General features: G+C 58.9%; 15 protein-coding genes. 3 read left to right on the top strand and 12 right to left on the bottom strand.

The features are described from left to right. Complete coding sequence (locus tag JSY17_RS08325) at positions 1–1,512, top strand: sensor domain-containing diguanylate cyclase (protein ID WP_122371807.1); 1,512 nt, start codon at positions 1–3, stop codon at positions 1,510–1,512. Positions 1,513–1,574: 62 nt separating this feature from the next. Here JSY17_RS08325 and JSY17_RS08320 read toward each other — a convergent pair whose 3' ends face one another. Then, positions 1,575–2,045 (bottom strand): ferritin-like domain-containing protein, encoded by a 471-nt coding sequence (locus tag JSY17_RS08320; protein ID WP_206400718.1) that lies wholly within the window; start codon positions 2,043–2,045, stop codon positions 1,575–1,577. A 219-nt stretch (positions 2,046–2,264) separates the two neighbouring features. Here JSY17_RS08320 and JSY17_RS08315 point away from each other — a divergent pair, with 219 nt between their 5' ends. Beyond that, positions 2,265–2,498, top strand: a complete 234-nt coding sequence (locus JSY17_RS08315; protein WP_117164410.1) for a DUF3820 family protein — start codon at positions 2,265–2,267, stop codon at positions 2,496–2,498. A gap of 215 nt (positions 2,499–2,713) precedes the next feature. Here the strand turns inward: JSY17_RS08315 and JSY17_RS08310 are convergent, their stop codons facing one another. From JSY17_RS08310 to zwf, 3 genes are read right to left on the bottom strand one after another with little or no spacing between them, the layout of a single operon-like run. Continuing rightward, a complete protein-coding gene (locus JSY17_RS08310) occupies positions 2,714–3,388 on the bottom strand; it encodes a bifunctional 4-hydroxy-2-oxoglutarate aldolase/2-dehydro-3-deoxy-phosphogluconate aldolase (protein ID WP_117164408.1) in 675 nt (224 codons plus the stop codon). A 17-nt stretch (positions 3,389–3,405) separates the two neighbouring features. Beyond that, positions 3,406–4,119, bottom strand: coding sequence for a 6-phosphogluconolactonase (gene pgl / locus JSY17_RS08305; RefSeq protein ID WP_117184488.1), 714 nt, complete (start codon positions 4,117–4,119; stop codon positions 3,406–3,408). Then, positions 4,106–5,575 carry a glucose-6-phosphate dehydrogenase gene (gene zwf / locus JSY17_RS08300; RefSeq protein ID WP_117184484.1) on the bottom strand — a complete coding sequence of 490 codons (1,470 nt, stop codon included), beginning with the start codon at positions 5,573–5,575 and terminating at the stop codon, positions 4,106–4,108. Before zwf ends, pgl begins: the two co-directional genes overlap by 14 nt. A 206-nt stretch (positions 5,576–5,781) precedes the next feature. Between zwf and JSY17_RS08295 the strand changes: the two genes are divergently transcribed. Further along, positions 5,782–6,648, top strand: coding sequence for a MurR/RpiR family transcriptional regulator (locus JSY17_RS08295; RefSeq protein ID WP_025258773.1), 867 nt, complete (start codon positions 5,782–5,784; stop codon positions 6,646–6,648). An 89-nt stretch (positions 6,649–6,737) separates the two neighbouring features. Here JSY17_RS08295 and JSY17_RS08290 read toward each other — a convergent pair whose 3' ends face one another. The 8 genes from JSY17_RS08290 to JSY17_RS08255 all read right to left on the bottom strand — a co-directional run bounded on the left by JSY17_RS08290 (position 6,738) and on the right by JSY17_RS08255 (position 15,804). After that, positions 6,738–7,589, bottom strand: coding sequence for a D-hexose-6-phosphate mutarotase (locus JSY17_RS08290; protein ID WP_404823333.1), 852 nt, complete (start codon positions 7,587–7,589; stop codon positions 6,738–6,740). 122 nt (positions 7,590–7,711) lie between these two features. Beyond that, complete coding sequence (locus JSY17_RS08285; protein ID WP_117164400.1) at positions 7,712–9,070, bottom strand: carbohydrate porin; 1,359 nt, start codon at positions 9,068–9,070, stop codon at positions 7,712–7,714. Between the two features lie 119 nt (positions 9,071–9,189). Then, positions 9,190–10,347, bottom strand: coding sequence for an ABC transporter ATP-binding protein (locus JSY17_RS08280; RefSeq protein ID WP_117164398.1), 1,158 nt, complete (start codon positions 10,345–10,347; stop codon positions 9,190–9,192). 2 nt (positions 10,348–10,349) lie between these two features. Then, a complete protein-coding gene (locus tag JSY17_RS08275; RefSeq protein ID WP_117164396.1) occupies positions 10,350–11,195 on the bottom strand; it encodes a carbohydrate ABC transporter permease in 846 nt (281 codons plus the stop codon). Further along, a complete protein-coding gene (locus JSY17_RS08270) occupies positions 11,188–12,096 on the bottom strand; it encodes a carbohydrate ABC transporter permease (RefSeq protein WP_117164394.1) in 909 nt (302 codons plus the stop codon). Before JSY17_RS08270 ends, JSY17_RS08275 begins: the two co-directional genes overlap by 8 nt. Positions 12,097–12,200: 104 nt before the next feature. Continuing rightward, a complete protein-coding gene (locus JSY17_RS08265; RefSeq protein ID WP_117164392.1) occupies positions 12,201–13,487 on the bottom strand; it encodes an ABC transporter substrate-binding protein in 1,287 nt (428 codons plus the stop codon). A gap of 126 nt (positions 13,488–13,613) precedes the next feature. Continuing rightward, positions 13,614–15,077 carry an ATP-binding protein gene (locus JSY17_RS08260; protein ID WP_269814543.1) on the bottom strand — a complete coding sequence of 488 codons (1,464 nt, stop codon included), beginning with the start codon at positions 15,075–15,077 and terminating at the stop codon, positions 13,614–13,616. Beyond that, positions 15,067–15,804: a response regulator gene (locus JSY17_RS08255; protein WP_117186379.1), complete on the bottom strand. Its 738-nt coding sequence runs from the start codon at positions 15,802–15,804 to the stop codon at positions 15,067–15,069. Before JSY17_RS08255 ends, JSY17_RS08260 begins: the two co-directional genes overlap by 11 nt. Positions 15,805–15,873 lie beyond the last annotated feature (69 nt).

The raw sequence follows: 15,873 nt of genomic DNA, 5'->3' as shown, positions 1-15,873 counted from the left end.
ATGAATTCTCCTGTAACCGTGCAACCTGCACCCTATAAATGGACGCGTTCCGAAAAAGTGCTCATCGGCGGCAGTTCGCTGTCGATGCTTGCCATTCTGCTCATTGTCGCGTTCCTGCTGGCTCGCGAACGTGCCGACGCAACATCGTCTGCGGCCCGTACAGCGTCCAATATCGTTCAATTGATCAATGCCGATGTCATGCGCAATGCCGAGCTGTATGACACTTCATTGCAAGGCATTCTCAAGTCATGGAAACGCCCTGACCTGCCGGACATTTCAGCGGAGCTGCGACAACTTGTCCTGTTCGACCGCTCTACAATAGCGCCCTTCAAAGGCGATATGGTTCTGCTGGATAAAGACGGAAAGATTATTGCCGACTCGCTGTCGGTCATTCCACGCAACGATAACTTTTCAGATCGTGAATATTTCCAGTACCACCTGAAAAACACCTCCCCGGATCTGCACGTCAATGGCCCATTCAAGACCCGCTGGGGCAATCCGGACTGGTGCATCAGCCTCAGCCGTCGCCTGTCCGGCCCCAATGGCGAGTTTGAAGGCGTCGCCAGTGGCGTCATGCGTCTGGTGTATTTCAGGGAACTGTTCAAAAGCCAGGTCCTGGACAAGGGCAGCAGTATCAGCCTGATCACGGCGCAAGGCACCATGCTGGTTCGCTACCCCGATGTCGAAGGCCAGGATCTGACCGGCAAGGATTACAGTGCCTCGGATAACTTCAAACGTATCGTGCAGGAAGGCACCGGCAGCTTCACGGCCATGTCCTCCCAGCTCAAGTCCATGCGTTTCTATACCTTTTCCCGGGTCGGCGACTTGCCCCTGATTGTCGTGATCGGTCAGGCCGAAGAGGAGGTCTATACCGTCTGGAGGCGCAATGCCTGGCTGGTGGGCAGCGCTACCGGTGTACTGTGCATCGGGATCATGTGGCTGACCTTTCTGCTGTGCCGCGAACTGCGCCGCCGTCACCAGGCCGAAGACCAACTGGCAAGCCTGGCCGCCACCGACGGCCTGACCGGGCTGGCCAACCGGCGTCAGCTCGATGATGCAATGGACATCGAATGGGCGCGGGCACTGCGCTCCGGCAAGCCTTTATCGCTGCTGATGATAGACGTGGACCACTTCAAGGCCTTCAACGAATGCCATGGTCATCAGGGTGGCGATGAAGCATTGCGCAAGGTCGCCTGGACCATTTCACGCAATATCCGCCGCCCGGGCGATATTGCGGCCCGTTATGGTGGCGAGGAGTTTGTCGTGGTGTTGCCGGAAACCGACCTGCCAGGAGCCATGGCACTGGCCGAATCGATCCGCAAGTCGGTGGAAGCCATGCCTGTGTTCACTGTCGACGAACAAAGGGTCACGGTAAGCATTGGCGTCGCCTCGCAGATCGTTCATCAGGGCAACAAACTGGAAGCGCTGTTCGGTCAGGCAGACAAGGCGCTGTATCAGGCCAAGAACAACGGGCGCAATCGAGTGGAGCAAAGGGTGTTCGCCAGGGACTGAACGCAAAAAACGCCAGACTGGCTGGCGTTTTTCTTCAGGCTTGCAGCAGTGCTGCCAGATGATCAGGACGCTTGACGCACCTGATCACGCAGGATCTTCACGCGATCATGATTGCTCTGGGTGCCATCCAGTTGCTTACGCACCAGGGCAACCACGCGGTCAGGCAGGTGTTTTTCCTGAGCCTTCTGCAGAGCCTCCTTGTAAGCCTTCAGTGCGTGATCCTCGCCACGCTCCACTTCATTGAGAATCGCTTCATCGCTCTTGCCGGTCAGCACAGACTTGAGGTCGACCCAGGCACGGTGCAGAGCGCCAGCAGCGCTGGAACCGGTTTCCGGGTCACCGCCCAGAGAACGGACTTCACTCTGCAGTTCGCTTACTGCAGTGCGGCACTCGCTGGCACGGGTCTCGAAGAAGCTCTTGAGCGCAGGGTTCTTCAGATCATCGGCGCTGGTTTCAAAGCCCTTTTGACCGTCTTTGCTGGTTTCGATCAGATCGTTGAGCAGGTCAATGGATTCTTTATTGACGTCGGTCATTTCAATATCCTTACTAGGCAGTGTGGAAAAAGTCTTGTTGCTGACTTACTTGATTGCAGTCCCCATGCCAGCTTGTTTTATTGATTTTTATCTATAATTTTCAATGACTTATAAAAAATAAAGGACCGACCACCCGCTCTTTCTGCATGAACTGTCGTTTTGCCTGCATGCAGAATGCAGGCATGTTCTCATTTGCATTACGTTACCGATGGCTTACACATGAACCCGGAAAAACTCAAACTGCTGGTCACCCGTGAAATGCCTTTCGGCAAGTACAAAGGCCGATTGATTGCCGACCTGCCCGGCCATTATCTGAACTGGTTCGCCAGGGAAGGCTTCCCTCAGGGCGAATTGGGTGGCCTGTTGGCCTTGATGCAGGAAATCGATCACAACGGCCTGAGCGGATTGCTGGATCCGCTGCGTACAAAGCCTCGGCAACCTCTTCGCGAATGAATTGGCTCCTATCCAGCCTGTAGATACCGTCTTGCCCGTCGCGGGCAAGCCCCCTCCCACAAGGATTGTGCTCATCCTGTGAGAAGGAGCTTGCTCGCGACAGCTTCATTACAGGCAAAAAAAAACGGCGCTCCGGACCAGGGAGCACCGCAAAGCCATACAAACCAACAACAACTTCTTTGAAGGCCCCGGGCCTGATGCCCGAAGCCGAATGTTCAGTCGAACAGCGCCAGCGCCTCGGCAGTAGCTTCCTGGATGCGACCCCAGTCGCCATTCTTGACCCAGGCGTTGTCGATCATCCAGGTGCCACCCACGCACATCACGTTGGGCTGAGCGATATAGCTCTTGAGGTTCTCGGCATTCACGCCGCCAGTGGGGCAGAAACGCACCTCATTGAACGGACCGCCCAAGGCCTTGATTGCCGCCACGCCGCCGCTGATTTCAGCCGGGAACAGCTTGAAGCGACGATAGCCCAGGGCATAACCGATCATGATTTCCGAAGCGCTGCTGATGCCGGGCAGCATCGGCAGCGGGCTGTCCACCGCTGCCTGCAGCAGATCGTGGGTGCTGCCGGGTGTCACGATGAATTGCGAACCGGCCGCTTCGGCATCGGCCAGCATCTTGCGATCCAGCACGGTGCCAGCACCCACGCACAATTCGGGGCGCTGCTCGCGCAGGATACGGATCGCACTCAGGCCAAAGGCCGAACGCAAGGTGATTTCCAGAGCCGTCAGGCCACCGGCTGCCAGGGCATCGGCCAGCGGCAGGACATCCTCGTCGCGGGCAATGGTAATGACCGGCAGGATTCTGGCCTTGGCGCAGAGTTCGTCGATCTGGGCAATCTTGTTCGCCATGCTGTTTCGCGGCTGATTATTTTCGTTCGTTGTCATGGCGACGGATCCTTTGCTTATGGGCACCAGTAAATCTCAAGTGTTGAGTTGAGGAAGGCACGGACCGGCAGTTGAGCGATATCGTCGCCCGCCAGCGCCGTGCGCAATGTGTCGAGCTTGGCCTGGCCGGACACGGAAAGAATCGGATGACGCGCCGAAGCCAGCAGACGACGAGTCAGGGTCAGCCGCTGATGAGGCACGCTGGGGGCCAGCATCGGCAGGCAGCGACGCTCGTCATCCAGGCTCAGCGCCTGTTCGAGGTTCGGACTGCCGGGGAACAGGGACGCGGTATGCCCGTCGTCGCCCATGCCCAGAATCAGCACATCGATGGTCGGCAACTGCGCCAGAATCTCGTCCGCTGCCAGAGCCGCCTGTTCCAGGCTCTCTGCCGGGGTATACAGGCCGATGAACTTCGCCTCGGCCACAGGGCCTTGCAGCAAGTGGCGCTGCAACAGGCCGGCATTGCTGTCGGCATGCTCGACCGGCACCCAGCGCTCGTCAGCCAGGCTGATGACCACCCGGGACCAGTCCACCGGCTGTTCGACCAGACTCTGGAAAAACGCCACCGGGCTGCGCCCACCGGACACCACCAGGGTCGCCACGCCATTTGCGGCGATGGCGGCATTCAGGCGCTCGGCCACATTGCCAGCCAGCGCACCGGCCAGCTGTTGCGGGTTATCGAATTCGCGTGCCACCAGCCCTGCTGGCAGCTCCAGATCACATATCGCCATACCACGACCTCCCATCACGAGTAATCAGGGCAATGGAGCTCATGGGGCCCCAGGAACCGGCGGCGTAAGGCTTGGGCGCATCGCCTGCCTTCTTCCAGCCGGCGATCAACTGATCGCACCACTGCCACGCGTACTCGATTTCATCTTTGCGAACAAACAGGTTCTGATTGCCGCGCATCACTTCCAGCAACAACCGCTCATAGGCATCCGGGACCCGGGCGCTGCGGTAGGTGTCGGAAAAATTCAGTTGCAACGGGCCGCTGCGCAACTGCATGCCTTTGTCCAGGCCCTGATCCTTGGTCATCACTTGCAGGGAAATGCCCTCGTCGGGCTGCAGGCGAATGATCAGTCGGTTGCTGATCTGCAGACGCTGCTCGGGCGCGAAGATGTAGTGCGGCGGCTCTTTGAAGTGGATCACGATCTGCGACAGCTTCTGCGGCATGCGCTTGCCGGTACGCAGATAGAACGGCGTACCCGACCAGCGCCAGTTGCGGATGTCGGCGCGCAGGGCCACGAAGGTTTCGGTGTCGCTCTGGGTATTGGAGTTTTCTTCCTCCAGATAGCCGGGGACCGACTTGCCTTCGCTGTAACCGGCGGTGTACTGACCGCGTACCACCTGAGTGGCCAGACGCTCGGGAGTGAATGGTGCCAGCGCCTTGAGCACCTTGACCTTCTCGTCACGGATACTGTCGGCAGACAGGTCGCTGGGCGGGTCCATGGCGATCAGGCAGAGCAGTTGCAGCAAGTGGTTCTGAATCATGTCGCGCAACTGGCCGGCCTGATCGAAATACCCCCAGCGACCTTCGATGCCCACCTTCTCGGCCACGGTGATTTCCACGTGGGAGATGTGGTTCTGGTTCCACTGGGTCTCGAACAGGCTGTTGGCGAAGCGCAGGGCAATGAGGTTCTGTACCGTGTCCTTGCCCAGATAGTGGTCGATCCGGTAGACGCGGTTTTCCGGAAAGAACTGCGCCACGGCATCGTTGACCCGTCGCGAGGACGCCAGGTCATGACCAATGGGTTTTTCCAGCACGGCACGAGTGCGATCGGCCAGGCCGACCGAAGCCAGGTTCTCGCAGATGGCGCCATAGACCGATGCCGGTGTGGCGAAGTAGGCGATCAGGGTTTCGGCATCGCCGACACGCTCGGCCAGCGCGACGTAATCCTCTGCCTTGAGGAAGTCCACGTGCAGATAGCTCAGGCGCGCCTTGAAACGCTCAACGTTGTCCGCTTCCAGTTCAGCCTCGGGGATGAAGCGACGCATGGATTTTTCGATGTACGCCAGATGCGACTGCTCGGTGCCAGGCTCGCGCGCCAGGGCAAGAATCCGGGTGTCTTCATGCAGCAATCCGGCGCGGTCGAGTTGGTAAAGAGCCGGGAACAGCTTGCGCACCGCCAGGTCGCCCAAGGCGCCAAACAAGGCAAAAGTGCACGGTTCAACCGTAATCGAGGGCATAATGTTGGTTCTTTTATCAAGTTAGGCTACAAATACCTTTTTTAAAGGCGTTACTCAAGGCCATATGTAGTAATAACCACAACATTTTGTCTAAAACCATATTCCAGTGGTGATCGACACAGGCCACCAGTACGATAGGCCACCTTTGCTACAGGCTAAAGAGCTAATACAAAACCGTTGGCAATCAGCCGCGACAAGGACTTTGAATGGACCGCGCAAAAAATCTCCTGGAGCAGATCCAGGTCCGGCTCGAAGAGCTGAACAAGGCTGAACGCAAGGTCGCCGAGGTGATCCTGCTCAACCCGCAGATGGCCACGCGTCTCAGCATTGCGGCGCTTGCCCAGGCAGCGAAAGTCAGCGAGCCGACGGTCAATCGCTTTTGCCGTTCGTTCAACGTCAGCGGTTATCCCGAACTGAAACTGCAACTGGCGCAAAGCCTGGCCAGCGGTGCGGCCTATGTCAGCCGCGCAGTGGAAGCCGACGATAACCCCGAGGCCTACACCCAGAAGATTTTCGGCAGCGCCATCGCGTCACTGGACAGCGCATGCCAGCAACTGGACCCGACGCTGATCAGCAAGTCGGTGGACATGCTGATCCAGGCCCGCCAGATCCACTTCTTCGGCCTGGGCGCCTCGGCCCCCGTGGCGCTGGATGCCCAGCACAAGTTCTTCCGCTTCAACCTGGCGGTCACCGCCCATGCGGATGTGCTGATGCAACGTATGATCGCCTCGGTGGCGCATACTGGTGAGTTGTTCGTGATCATTTCCTACACCGGGCGCACCCGTGAACTGGTGGAAGTGGCGCGCATTGCGCGGGCCAACGGTGCTTCGGTACTGGGCCTCACCGCCGCGGGTTCTCCCCTGGCCAAGGCCAGCACCGTTAGCCTGAATATTCCGCTGCCTGAAGACACCGACATCTACATGCCGATGACCTCCCGGATCATCCAGCTGACCGTCCTCGACGTACTGGCCACCGGCATGACCCTGCGTCGCGGCGTGGACTTCCAGCCGCATTTGCGCAAGATCAAGGAAAGCCTGAATGACAGCCGCTATCCGGCGGAAGATCAGGGCTGAAAAAGTCTACTGTTGGAGGGAGCTTGCTCGCGACAGGGCTGTGAATCAGAGAAAATTCATCGCCCCACAGGCGTGCACATATCACATCCTTACGCCAGACAAGCCTGCAACCTGATCTGGGCTTTCTCTCCCGGTAACAGACTGCCTGGCTCGCACTCGCCCGAAGCGGCTTCGACCCGCACGAATCCTGTAGCCTCGCTGCCACACACACCCAGTAACGGCCTGCTGCCGGGGTGCCAGACCACCGTGCTGGGGCTGTCGCTGGTGTCGATGTGCAGACGCCGCTGCCAGGCGCGATCCTGAAGCTGCAAAGCCCCGGTATGCTCGAACACGCGCTGGCAACCGCCCGCCACCCGTAACTCGCCTTCCTGCTGACAGACCTGCCGGCTGAGCTTGTCATAGCCCTGCGCGCCATCGAGCCCTTCCAACGCCACACCTTCCACGTCGCTGATACGCCAATAGGCATGCAGCCCGTGGCTGAAGTGGCAGGGCTCGCTGTCCTCATGCCGGGTGCTGAGGCGCAGCTCCATGCCCTGCCCCAGTTCGGCATGCAGATCCACCTGCCAGTCCCAGAGCTGCAATTGCCAGTGCAGGGTCACGCCCGCCTCGCTCTCGGTGCTGTCGATCAGTTTCCAGTTGAGCAGGCGCGCCCAGCCATGGGCAGGCCAGCCGCTTTCACTGGGATGACGGCCATACCAGGGCCAGCAGACCGGCACGCCACCACGAATGGCACCGACCTGCGGCCATTGCGCAGCACACCAGAGCCAGGGCTTCTGGCCGCGAGGCTGAAAATGCAACAACTGCCCGCCCTGACGGCTGAACACGGCCTGACACCGTGGATGATCGATCACCAGCACATCGCGCAGTTGATAGCGTTCCCACTCGAAGGTCGGCCTGACTCGTCGGGAGGTGAAAAAACGTTGTAAGGGGTGCTCGTGCATCTGCGCGTTCGTGAGGGACATCGCCAACCGCACCTCTGAAAATAAAGGGATTCATGACCGTAAAAAAAACGGGCAGCCAGGCTGCCCGCAAAGCACACACGACCTTGAGCGGTTTTATGAAATCAGAACTTCGACTGAATTTTCAGACCCGCAACAATGGCATCGTCGACCTGGCTCACGCCGCCGGGATGCTTGATGTATTGCAGGTTAGGACGCACGGTCAGCCAGTTGGTGACATGGAAGCCGTAGTAGATTTCCGAGTTGTACTCGGTGTCCTGTACCGGCAGGTAGCCCGGATTGTCGTAGTCGTTGATGCCGTTAAGCTGGTTTTGCAGACGGACACGGTCCTGTACATCGTCGTTGACGTGGATACGGGCGATACCGATACCGATGTCATCCTTGGGACGCGAATCGAACGGACCTTTGTAGGTCAGACCGATCTGCTGGTAGTTGTCGACGAAGTTGGTTTCCTTGTCATGCACGGTGGCGTTGGCAAAGATGCTCAGACCACGAGACGAATCGCCGTTGTGGGCCGTCAACTGCTGCTGAGCCACGATCCACCAGCCATGCTTGCTGCTGTGAGACTTGAACGCACCGCCGGAGATCGGCTGAGCCTGACCGTCGGCACCTTCATAAACGTCGTCGGCACTTGGCGTGCTCTTGTAGAAACCGACACGGTATTCGCCGGGCAGCGAGTTGACGGTCGGGGTCCAGACCAGTTCGACCGGCAGAATCATGCCCTTGGTGCCACTACCGCTGAGCTTGAAGCCGTTGCCGGTTTCGAGGTTGGACGGGTTCTGCTCGTACACACCGACCTGGGCATAGACCTCAGGCGTGATGTTGTACTTGATACGCAAGGCCCACTGGCTGATTGGCCAGTTGTACCAGGTGTTGACGTAGTTACCCACCTGCGAGCCGCAGAACGACAGGTTCTGGAAGTCGCACGGGAAGGAGTTGAAGTCTTCGCCCGGCCCGAAGCGACCAGCCTTGACGTCCAGAGCACCATCGAAATACTTCTGCTTGACCCACAACTGCGTCAGACGCCAGGTCTGGCCACGGCCCCAGACTTCCTGAGAAGAACTGAGCGTGCCCGCACGAGGATCGCCGATCCGGTCATTGGAGATGTTGCGACCACTACGTTCGGTAATGGCCAGCTTGAATTCTGCATCCTGCCAGCCAAAAGCTTTCTGCAGGTCGACTTTCAAGCCGAAAGCGAACTGATCACTGTAACGACCGGTGGTGTCGTCGTTAAAGCCACCCTTGAGGTTACTGGCCATCTCGGAGACGTACTCCAGAGAGAAGTCATACCCCTTGTCGAGCAACTCGGTGCGTGTACCACCCCAGTCGCCCGTCATCCACGGTGAGTTGGCGTCGAACGCATCGGCAGCATGTACGCTGCCCGCCAGACTCATCGCACCCACAACCGACAGTTTGCGTACCAACTGGAACCGGGAAAGCGATTTAGCCTTGATCTTCTTCATCCCATCAATCCTCGTTTTATTGTTATTAGCTTTGGTGCACGTTTTTCTTACTGCTTCGTGTTCACTGGCGGGTCGTGCGATATGGCAGCGCTCGACCCGACAGCTGTGCTCGGTAACGCTTAACGAATCATTTGCGTGACATTCCCCACGCGTTCAGCCGTTTGCTGCTTTCCCAGAACACCCAGACGCTCGCCGCTCTGGGCATCGAAAAGCAGGACCCGGGCCGGATCGAATTGCAGGGTCAGGCTTTCGCCCACCTGAGGCGCGACATCCGGTGCCAGACGGCAGCAGACCTTGCTCTGATTCAGTGTGACGAAAACCAGAGTGTCCGGGCCGGTCGGCTCGGTGACCTGCACCTCGGCGCGAATGGTCGGCAGCCCGTTGGGCTCACCCGAGGCCAGGGTGATCTGCTCCGGGCGAATCCCCAGAATCACTTCGCGATCTTCCAGGCCTGCATCACTCAGGCCCAGCGGCAGCTCGCAACGGGCCTGACCGCTGTCGAGCACGGCCAGCAGGCGGCCCTCCTTGCGTTGCAGGCGCAACGGGATGAAGTTCATGGGCGGCGAGCCGATGAAGCTGGCGACGAACAGGTTGGCCGGATCGTTGTAGATCTGCTTGGGCGTACCGAACTGCTGGACGATACCGTCCTTCATGACCGCGACCTTGTCGCCCAGGGTCATGGCCTCGATCTGATCGTGGGTGACGTAGACAGTGGTGGTTTTCAGACGCTGGTGCATCAGTTTCATTTCGGTGCGCATCTCGACCCGCAGCTTGGCGTCGAGGTTGGACAGCGGTTCGTCGAACAGGTAGATCTTCGGCCGCCGCGCCAGGGCACGCCCCATGGCGACACGCTGCTGCTGACCACCGGACAACTGGCCCGGCTTGCGATTGAGCAGATGTTCGATCTGCAGCAGCTTGGCCACCCGACTCACTTCTTCATCGATGGCAGCCTGGGGCATCTTGCGGATTTTCAGGCCGAACTCGATGTTCTCCCGCACATTCATGGTCGGATAGAGCGCGTAGGACTGGAACACCATCGCGATGTCACGATCCTTCGGGCTGGTGCCGCTGACGTCTTCATCGTCGATCAGGATCGCGCCGCCGCTGATGCTTTCAAGACCGGCGATGCAGTTCATCAGTGTCGACTTGCCGCAACCGGACGGGCCGACCAGGATCAGGAACTCGCCATCGTTGATCTTCAGCTCGATATTCTTGAGCGTGTCCGGCAGGTTGGCGCCGTAGGTCTTGTTTACGTTACGTAGTTCGAGAGTCGCCATGATTACCCCTTGACCGCGCCGGCCGTGAGCCCACGCAGGAAATACTTGCCAGCCAGTACGTAGACCAGCAGTGTCGGCAGCCCGGCGATCATCGCCGCCGCCATGTCAACGTTGTATTCCTTGGCCCCGGTGCTGGTGTTCACCAGGTTGTTCAGCGCCACGGTAACGGGCTGGGATTCGCCACTGGAAAACACCACGCCAAACAGGAAGTCGTTCCAGATCTGAGTGAACTGCCAGATCAGGCAGACCATGACGATGGGCGTGGACATCGGCAGGATGATCCGCCAGAAAATCGTGAAGAAGCCCGCACCGTCAAGACGTGCCGCCCTGACCAGCGCATCCGGAATGCTGACGTAGTAGTTGCGGAAGAACAGCGTGGTGAATGCCAGACCGTAGACCACATGCACGAACACAAGCCCCGTGGTGGTGCTGGCCAGCCCCATCTTGCCGAGAGTGAAGGACGCCGGCAGCAGCACGGTCTGGAACGGCAGGAAGCAACCGAACAGCAGCAAACCGAAGAACAGTTGCGAACCGCGGAAGCGCCACATCGACAGCACATAGCCGTTCAAGGCACCAATGGCTGTGGAAATGAACACTGCCGGGATGGTGATCTTGATCGAGTTCCAGAAGTAGCCATCGACGATATCCCAGGCCTTGATCCAGCCGATGGCCGTGACCACGCTCGGCCAGCTCAGCAGGTTGCCGCTGCCGATGTCTTCGGGGGACTTGAAACTGGTCAGGAGCATGACCACCAGCGGCACCAGATACACCAGGCACGCCAGCAGCAACACGGCATGAATCAGAACCCGGCTGAAGCTGATGGAAGGTTTGCCAACTTGACTAGTCATGGCGTTTTGTCCTCAGCTCGGAATACAGATACGGCACCAGAATCGCCAGGATCGCGCCAAGCATCAGAATCGCACTGGCCGAGCCCATGCCCATCTGGCCGCGGCTGAAGGTGAAGGAATACATGAACATCGCCGGAAGATCGGACGAATAACCGGGGCCACCGGCTGTCATCGCCGCCACCAGATCGAAGCTCTTGATGGCGATGTGCGCCAGAATCATCACGGCACTGAAGAACACCGGACGCAGGCTGGGCAGGATCACGCGCCAGTAGATGAGCGGCAGGCTTGCGCCATCCATCTGTGCAGCACGGATGATCGATTGATCGACACCCCGCAGGCCTGCCAGAAACAGCGCCATCACAAACCCGGAAGACTGCCAGACCGCCGCGATGACCAGGCAATACACAACCCGGTCCGGGTCGACCAGCCAGTCCAGACGAAAGCCTTCCCAGCCCCAGTCGCGCAGCATCTTGTCCAGGCCCAGGCCGGGGTTGAGCAGCCATTTCCAGGCCGTACCGGTGACGATCATCGAGAGCGCCATCGGATAGAGATAAATGGTGCGAATCGCACCTTCACGACGAATGCGCTGATCCAGCAGCACCGCCAGCACCACGCCCACCACCAGACTGATGGCAATGAACATGCCGCCGAACACCATGAGGTTCTTGCTCGCCACCCACCAGCGATCGTTGTCCATCAGGCGCATGTATTGCGCCAGCCCGACCCATTTGTAGGTTGGCAGGAAAGTCGAGTTGGTGAATGAGAGGATGAACGTCCACAGGATGTAACCGTAAAAACCAACCAGCACGATGAACATGCTGGGTGCCAGTACCAACTTGGGCAGCCAGCGTTGCAGCGCATCCAGAGGCGAAGCTTTGCTGAACACAGCGACAGAGCTCATCGGGAGTATCCAATCCGGAATATCGAATCCAGGCCACAGACGTGTGTGAAACCGGGGGATGGTTTCATCAGCACGAACTGCGGCTGGGGTTCAGGTAACGATAATTACTGGGCGGACTTGATTGCCGCGCCCAGTTTCCTGGCCGCTGCAGCCGGGTCGGCATCCTTATCGTTGATGTAGTTGGTCACGACATCGAAGAATGCGCCTTGTACCGCCAGCGTAGTCGCCATGTTGTGCGCCATGCTTGGCTGCAGACCGCCGGTTTTCGAGTCAGCCAGGAAGTCTTTCGCGGCTGCCTGGGCGCAGGAGTCGAAACCGTGCTTCTCCATGCTGGCCAGCATGTCGTTACGAACCGGGATGGAGCCTTTGTTGATGCTGAAGACCTGCTGGAAGTTCTCACCCAGCGCGACCCTGGCCAGGTCCTGTTGCGCAGCGGTGGTGCCCTTGTCCTTCTGCTTGAACACGGCCATCGAATCGATGTTGTAGGTGAACGCCTTGTCAGTGCCCGGGAAGGCTACGCACTCGTAATCCTTGCCTGCGACTTTCTTGGCAGCAGTCCACTCGCTCTTGGCCCAGTCACCCATGATCTGCATGCCGGCCTTGCCATTGATGACGCTGGCTGCCGCGATGTTCCAGTCACGACCGGCGCGGTTGGCATCCATGTAGCTGGCGACTTTCTTGAGTTCGGCGAAAGACTTGGTCATTTCCGGACCGGTCAGGGTTTTCTGATCCAGATCGACGAGGGCTTTCTTGTAACCTTCGGCGCCCATAACCGAAAGCACTACAGCTTCGAACACGGTGCTGTCCTGCCATGGCTGACCGCCATGAGCCAGCGGGATGAAACCGGCAGCCTTGAGCTTGTCGCCTGCGGCGTAGAATTCTTCGAGGGTGGTCGGGGCCTTGGCGATACCGGCTTTCTTGAAGACTTCCGGGTTGATCCACAGCCAGTTGACGCGGTGGATGTTCACCGGCACGGCCACGTAATCACCGTCGTACTTCACGGTGTCGGAGACTTTCTTGTCCAGAAGAGAATCCCAGTTCTCTTGCTTGGCAACGTCCTTCAACGCATCGGTATCGAGCAGGCCGGTGGCGCCCCACTCCTGGATGTCAGGACCTTTGATCTGGGCTACGCCAGGCGGGTTACCTGCGACGGCACGGCTTTTGAGCACGGTCATGGCCGTTGCGCCGCCACCGCCGGCAATCGCGCCGTCCTTCCAGGTAAAACCGTCTTTTTCAACCTGCGCTTTCAGAACATCGACAGCGGCCTTTTCACCGCCGGACGTCCACCAGTGCACGACTTCGATAGTGCCTTTGGAATCGGCAGCAGTAACGCTCAGAGGGAACAACGAGGCGAGAGAAATGACAGCGGCGAGACGTGAGATTGAATTCATCGATTTAACCTTTCTTGTTGTTATGCATGAGCAAGTCTGTGCTTGCGCTCGAAGCAGTGTAACCAAGGGGTTTTCGAGCACGGTAACGAAGGGATGTGCAAAGGTCACAAGTTGGTTACATTCTCCTCACTCGCTCGACCTGGGCAGAAACAGCGTCACCCGCAATCCGCCGTCACGCAGATTCTGCAGGCTCACTTCACCACCGTGGCTGTGGGCAATATTTCGGGCGATGCCCAGGCCCAGGCCATAGCCCTGCTGCTGACTGCCGGCCAGACGAAAATGCGGCTCGAAGACATGTTCGAGCCGCTTTTCCGGTACACCCGGCCCTTCGTCGTCGACATGCAGGACAAAAGCCAGCTCGTTGTCTTCGACTTTCAGGTGCGCCCGATGCCCGTACTTGATCGCATTGTCGATCAGGTTACCGATGCAGCGTCTGAGTGCCAGTGGCTTGCCTGGATAAGCCGCTTCTGCAACGCCCTTCTGTGTAACCCGGCCATCGCGCAGATAGGGCTCGATCAGGCACTCGAGCAAGTGATTGAGATCCACCTGCTCGATATTCTCGTGAATGTCGGTGTCCTTCACGCATTGCAATGCGCCCTTGACCAACAGTTCCAGCTCATCGAGATCGCGGCTGAACTTGGTCTGCAATGCTTCGTCTTCCAGAAGCTCGACCCGCAACCGCAGGCGGGTGATGGGCGTGCGCAGGTCATGGGAAATGGCACTGAACAACTGGCCGCGCTCGGTCAGGTAACGGCTGATCCGGTTACGCATGGCATTGAAGGCCCGACTGACTTCCACCACTTCACTGCCGCCGCCTTCGACCACCGGCTCGACATCCGCACCCAGGGACATGTCCCGCGCCGCACGCGCCAGACGCTTGAGCGGACGGCTTTGCCAATGCACCAGCAGACCGATGAAGACCAGCAGGAAAATACTGGTCAGGGCAATGAACCAGACCTGCTGCAAAGGCAGTTCCTGTTCTTCCAGCGAGGTATAGGGCTCCGGCAGCAGCGAGGCGATATACAGCCATTCGCCGGGTGCCAGTTCAATCTGGGTCACCAGCACGGGCGGGTTCAGCGGTTCCAGGGTCAGGGCGTAATGCGCCCATGAACGGGGCAGTTCATCGAGTTTCAGGCCGCTGTTGAAAATCCGCAGATCATCGGGGCGCACGAACCATACGGCGATATCGGGATCTTTGCCCAGGTGTTCGCGCAAGACTTCATCGACCACCTGCAGGACCGCCTGCTTGCGCGGTGTCGGCGGCAGTATCTGCATATCCAGCGGACGGTCGTTGAGCGACACGACAAACCGCGTACCGCCCATGCTGCGCAATTGATCCAGCACCAGCGGGCGATAGGCCAGGGGCAACGAGCGAAAGTAGCTGACACTGGCGGCCATGGAGTACGCCAGGCTGCGGGCACTGGTCACCAGACCGACCATCTGCGTGGCGCGCAACTGGGACAGCCAGATGACGCTGGACAATGCCTGGGCCATCAATACGGCCAGCAGCGTCAGCAACAGCATCCGCCCCAGCAGCGAACGGGGCAGTCTGAGACTCGGCAACCTGAAACCGGTTTTCTCAGTAGCCATTGCTGGCGTGTACGCTGACGTTCGTCGCCAGAAGGTAACCACTGCCGCGCACGGTGCGTATCAGCCGTGGTGCCTTGCCGGTATCGCGCAGACGCTGACGAAGACGGCTTACGGCCATGTCGACGATTCGCTCCAGCGGCATCAGCTCACGTCCGCGAGTGGCGTTACCGATGGTGTCGCGGTCCAGGATCTGCTGAGGATTGTCGAGGAACAGTTTGAGCAGCGCGAAGTCCGCACCAGAGAGGATCACTTCCTCGCCATCGCTATGGAACAGCCGATGACTGACCATATCCAGACGCCACTCATCGAACACCATCACATCGTTGCCGGTGCGCTCATGACCGAACTGCGCACGACGCAGCAAGGCCTTGATGCGGGCCTGCAATTCGCGGGGGCTGAAAGGTTTGCCAAGATAATCGTCAGCCCCAAGCTCCAGACCGATGACACGGTCGGCCTCGTCGGAACTGGCGGTGAGCATGATGATCGGCACATGAGGCTGGCGCGGATGCTGACGCACCCAGCGGCACAGGCTGAAGCCGTCTTCATCGGGCAGCATGACGTCGAGGATCAGCAGGTCGCTGGGCGCTTCGTTGAACGCCTGGCGAAAATCCGCGCCGTCTCCCACAGTACGCACCTGAAAACCGGCACGACTGAGGTAGGTATCCAGCAATTCACGGATCTCCTGGTCATCATCGACCAACAGAATCGATTTACTGACTGAGCTCAAATTGAATCGTCCTTGTTGACAGTGACGTTGTTGTTATTGAGTTGCCATCCGTGACATACGCGTCAGGAA

It is taken from the genome of Pseudomonas capsici (assembly GCF_017165765.1).
GTDB classification, from domain to species: domain Bacteria; phylum Pseudomonadota; class Gammaproteobacteria; order Pseudomonadales; family Pseudomonadaceae; genus Aquipseudomonas; species Aquipseudomonas capsici.
Note: the sequence above shows the minus strand (reverse complement) of the source record. Positions and strands in the feature narration are given on the sequence as shown.

Coding starts and splice junctions, on each gene's coding strand:
- JSY17_RS08325 (WP_122371807.1), top strand. CDS start 1: ATGAATTCTCCTGTAACCGTGCAACCTGCACCCTATAAATGGACGCGT.
- JSY17_RS08320 (WP_206400718.1), bottom strand. CDS start 2,045: ATGACCGACGTCAATAAAGAATCCATTGACCTGCTCAACGATCTGATC.
- JSY17_RS08315 (WP_117164410.1), top strand. CDS start 2,265: ATGAACCCGGAAAAACTCAAACTGCTGGTCACCCGTGAAATGCCTTTC.
- JSY17_RS08310 (WP_117164408.1), bottom strand. CDS start 3,388: ATGACAACGAACGAAAATAATCAGCCGCGAAACAGCATGGCGAACAAG.
- pgl (WP_117184488.1), bottom strand. CDS start 4,119: ATGGCGATATGTGATCTGGAGCTGCCAGCAGGGCTGGTGGCACGCGAA.
- zwf (WP_117184484.1), bottom strand. CDS start 5,575: ATGCCCTCGATTACGGTTGAACCGTGCACTTTTGCCTTGTTTGGCGCC.
- JSY17_RS08295 (WP_025258773.1), top strand. CDS start 5,782: ATGGACCGCGCAAAAAATCTCCTGGAGCAGATCCAGGTCCGGCTCGAA.
- JSY17_RS08290 (WP_404823333.1), bottom strand. CDS start 7,589: ATGCACGAGCACCCCTTACAACGTTTTTTCACCTCCCGACGAGTCAGG.
- JSY17_RS08285 (WP_117164400.1), bottom strand. CDS start 9,070: ATGAAGAAGATCAAGGCTAAATCGCTTTCCCGGTTCCAGTTGGTACGC.
- JSY17_RS08280 (WP_117164398.1), bottom strand. CDS start 10,347: ATGGCGACTCTCGAACTACGTAACGTAAACAAGACCTACGGCGCCAAC.
- JSY17_RS08275 (WP_117164396.1), bottom strand. CDS start 11,195: ATGACTAGTCAAGTTGGCAAACCTTCCATCAGCTTCAGCCGGGTTCTG.
- JSY17_RS08270 (WP_117164394.1), bottom strand. CDS start 12,096: ATGAGCTCTGTCGCTGTGTTCAGCAAAGCTTCGCCTCTGGATGCGCTG.
- JSY17_RS08265 (WP_117164392.1), bottom strand. CDS start 13,487: ATGAATTCAATCTCACGTCTCGCCGCTGTCATTTCTCTCGCCTCGTTG.
- JSY17_RS08260 (WP_269814543.1), bottom strand. CDS start 15,077: ATGGCTACTGAGAAAACCGGTTTCAGGTTGCCGAGTCTCAGACTGCCC.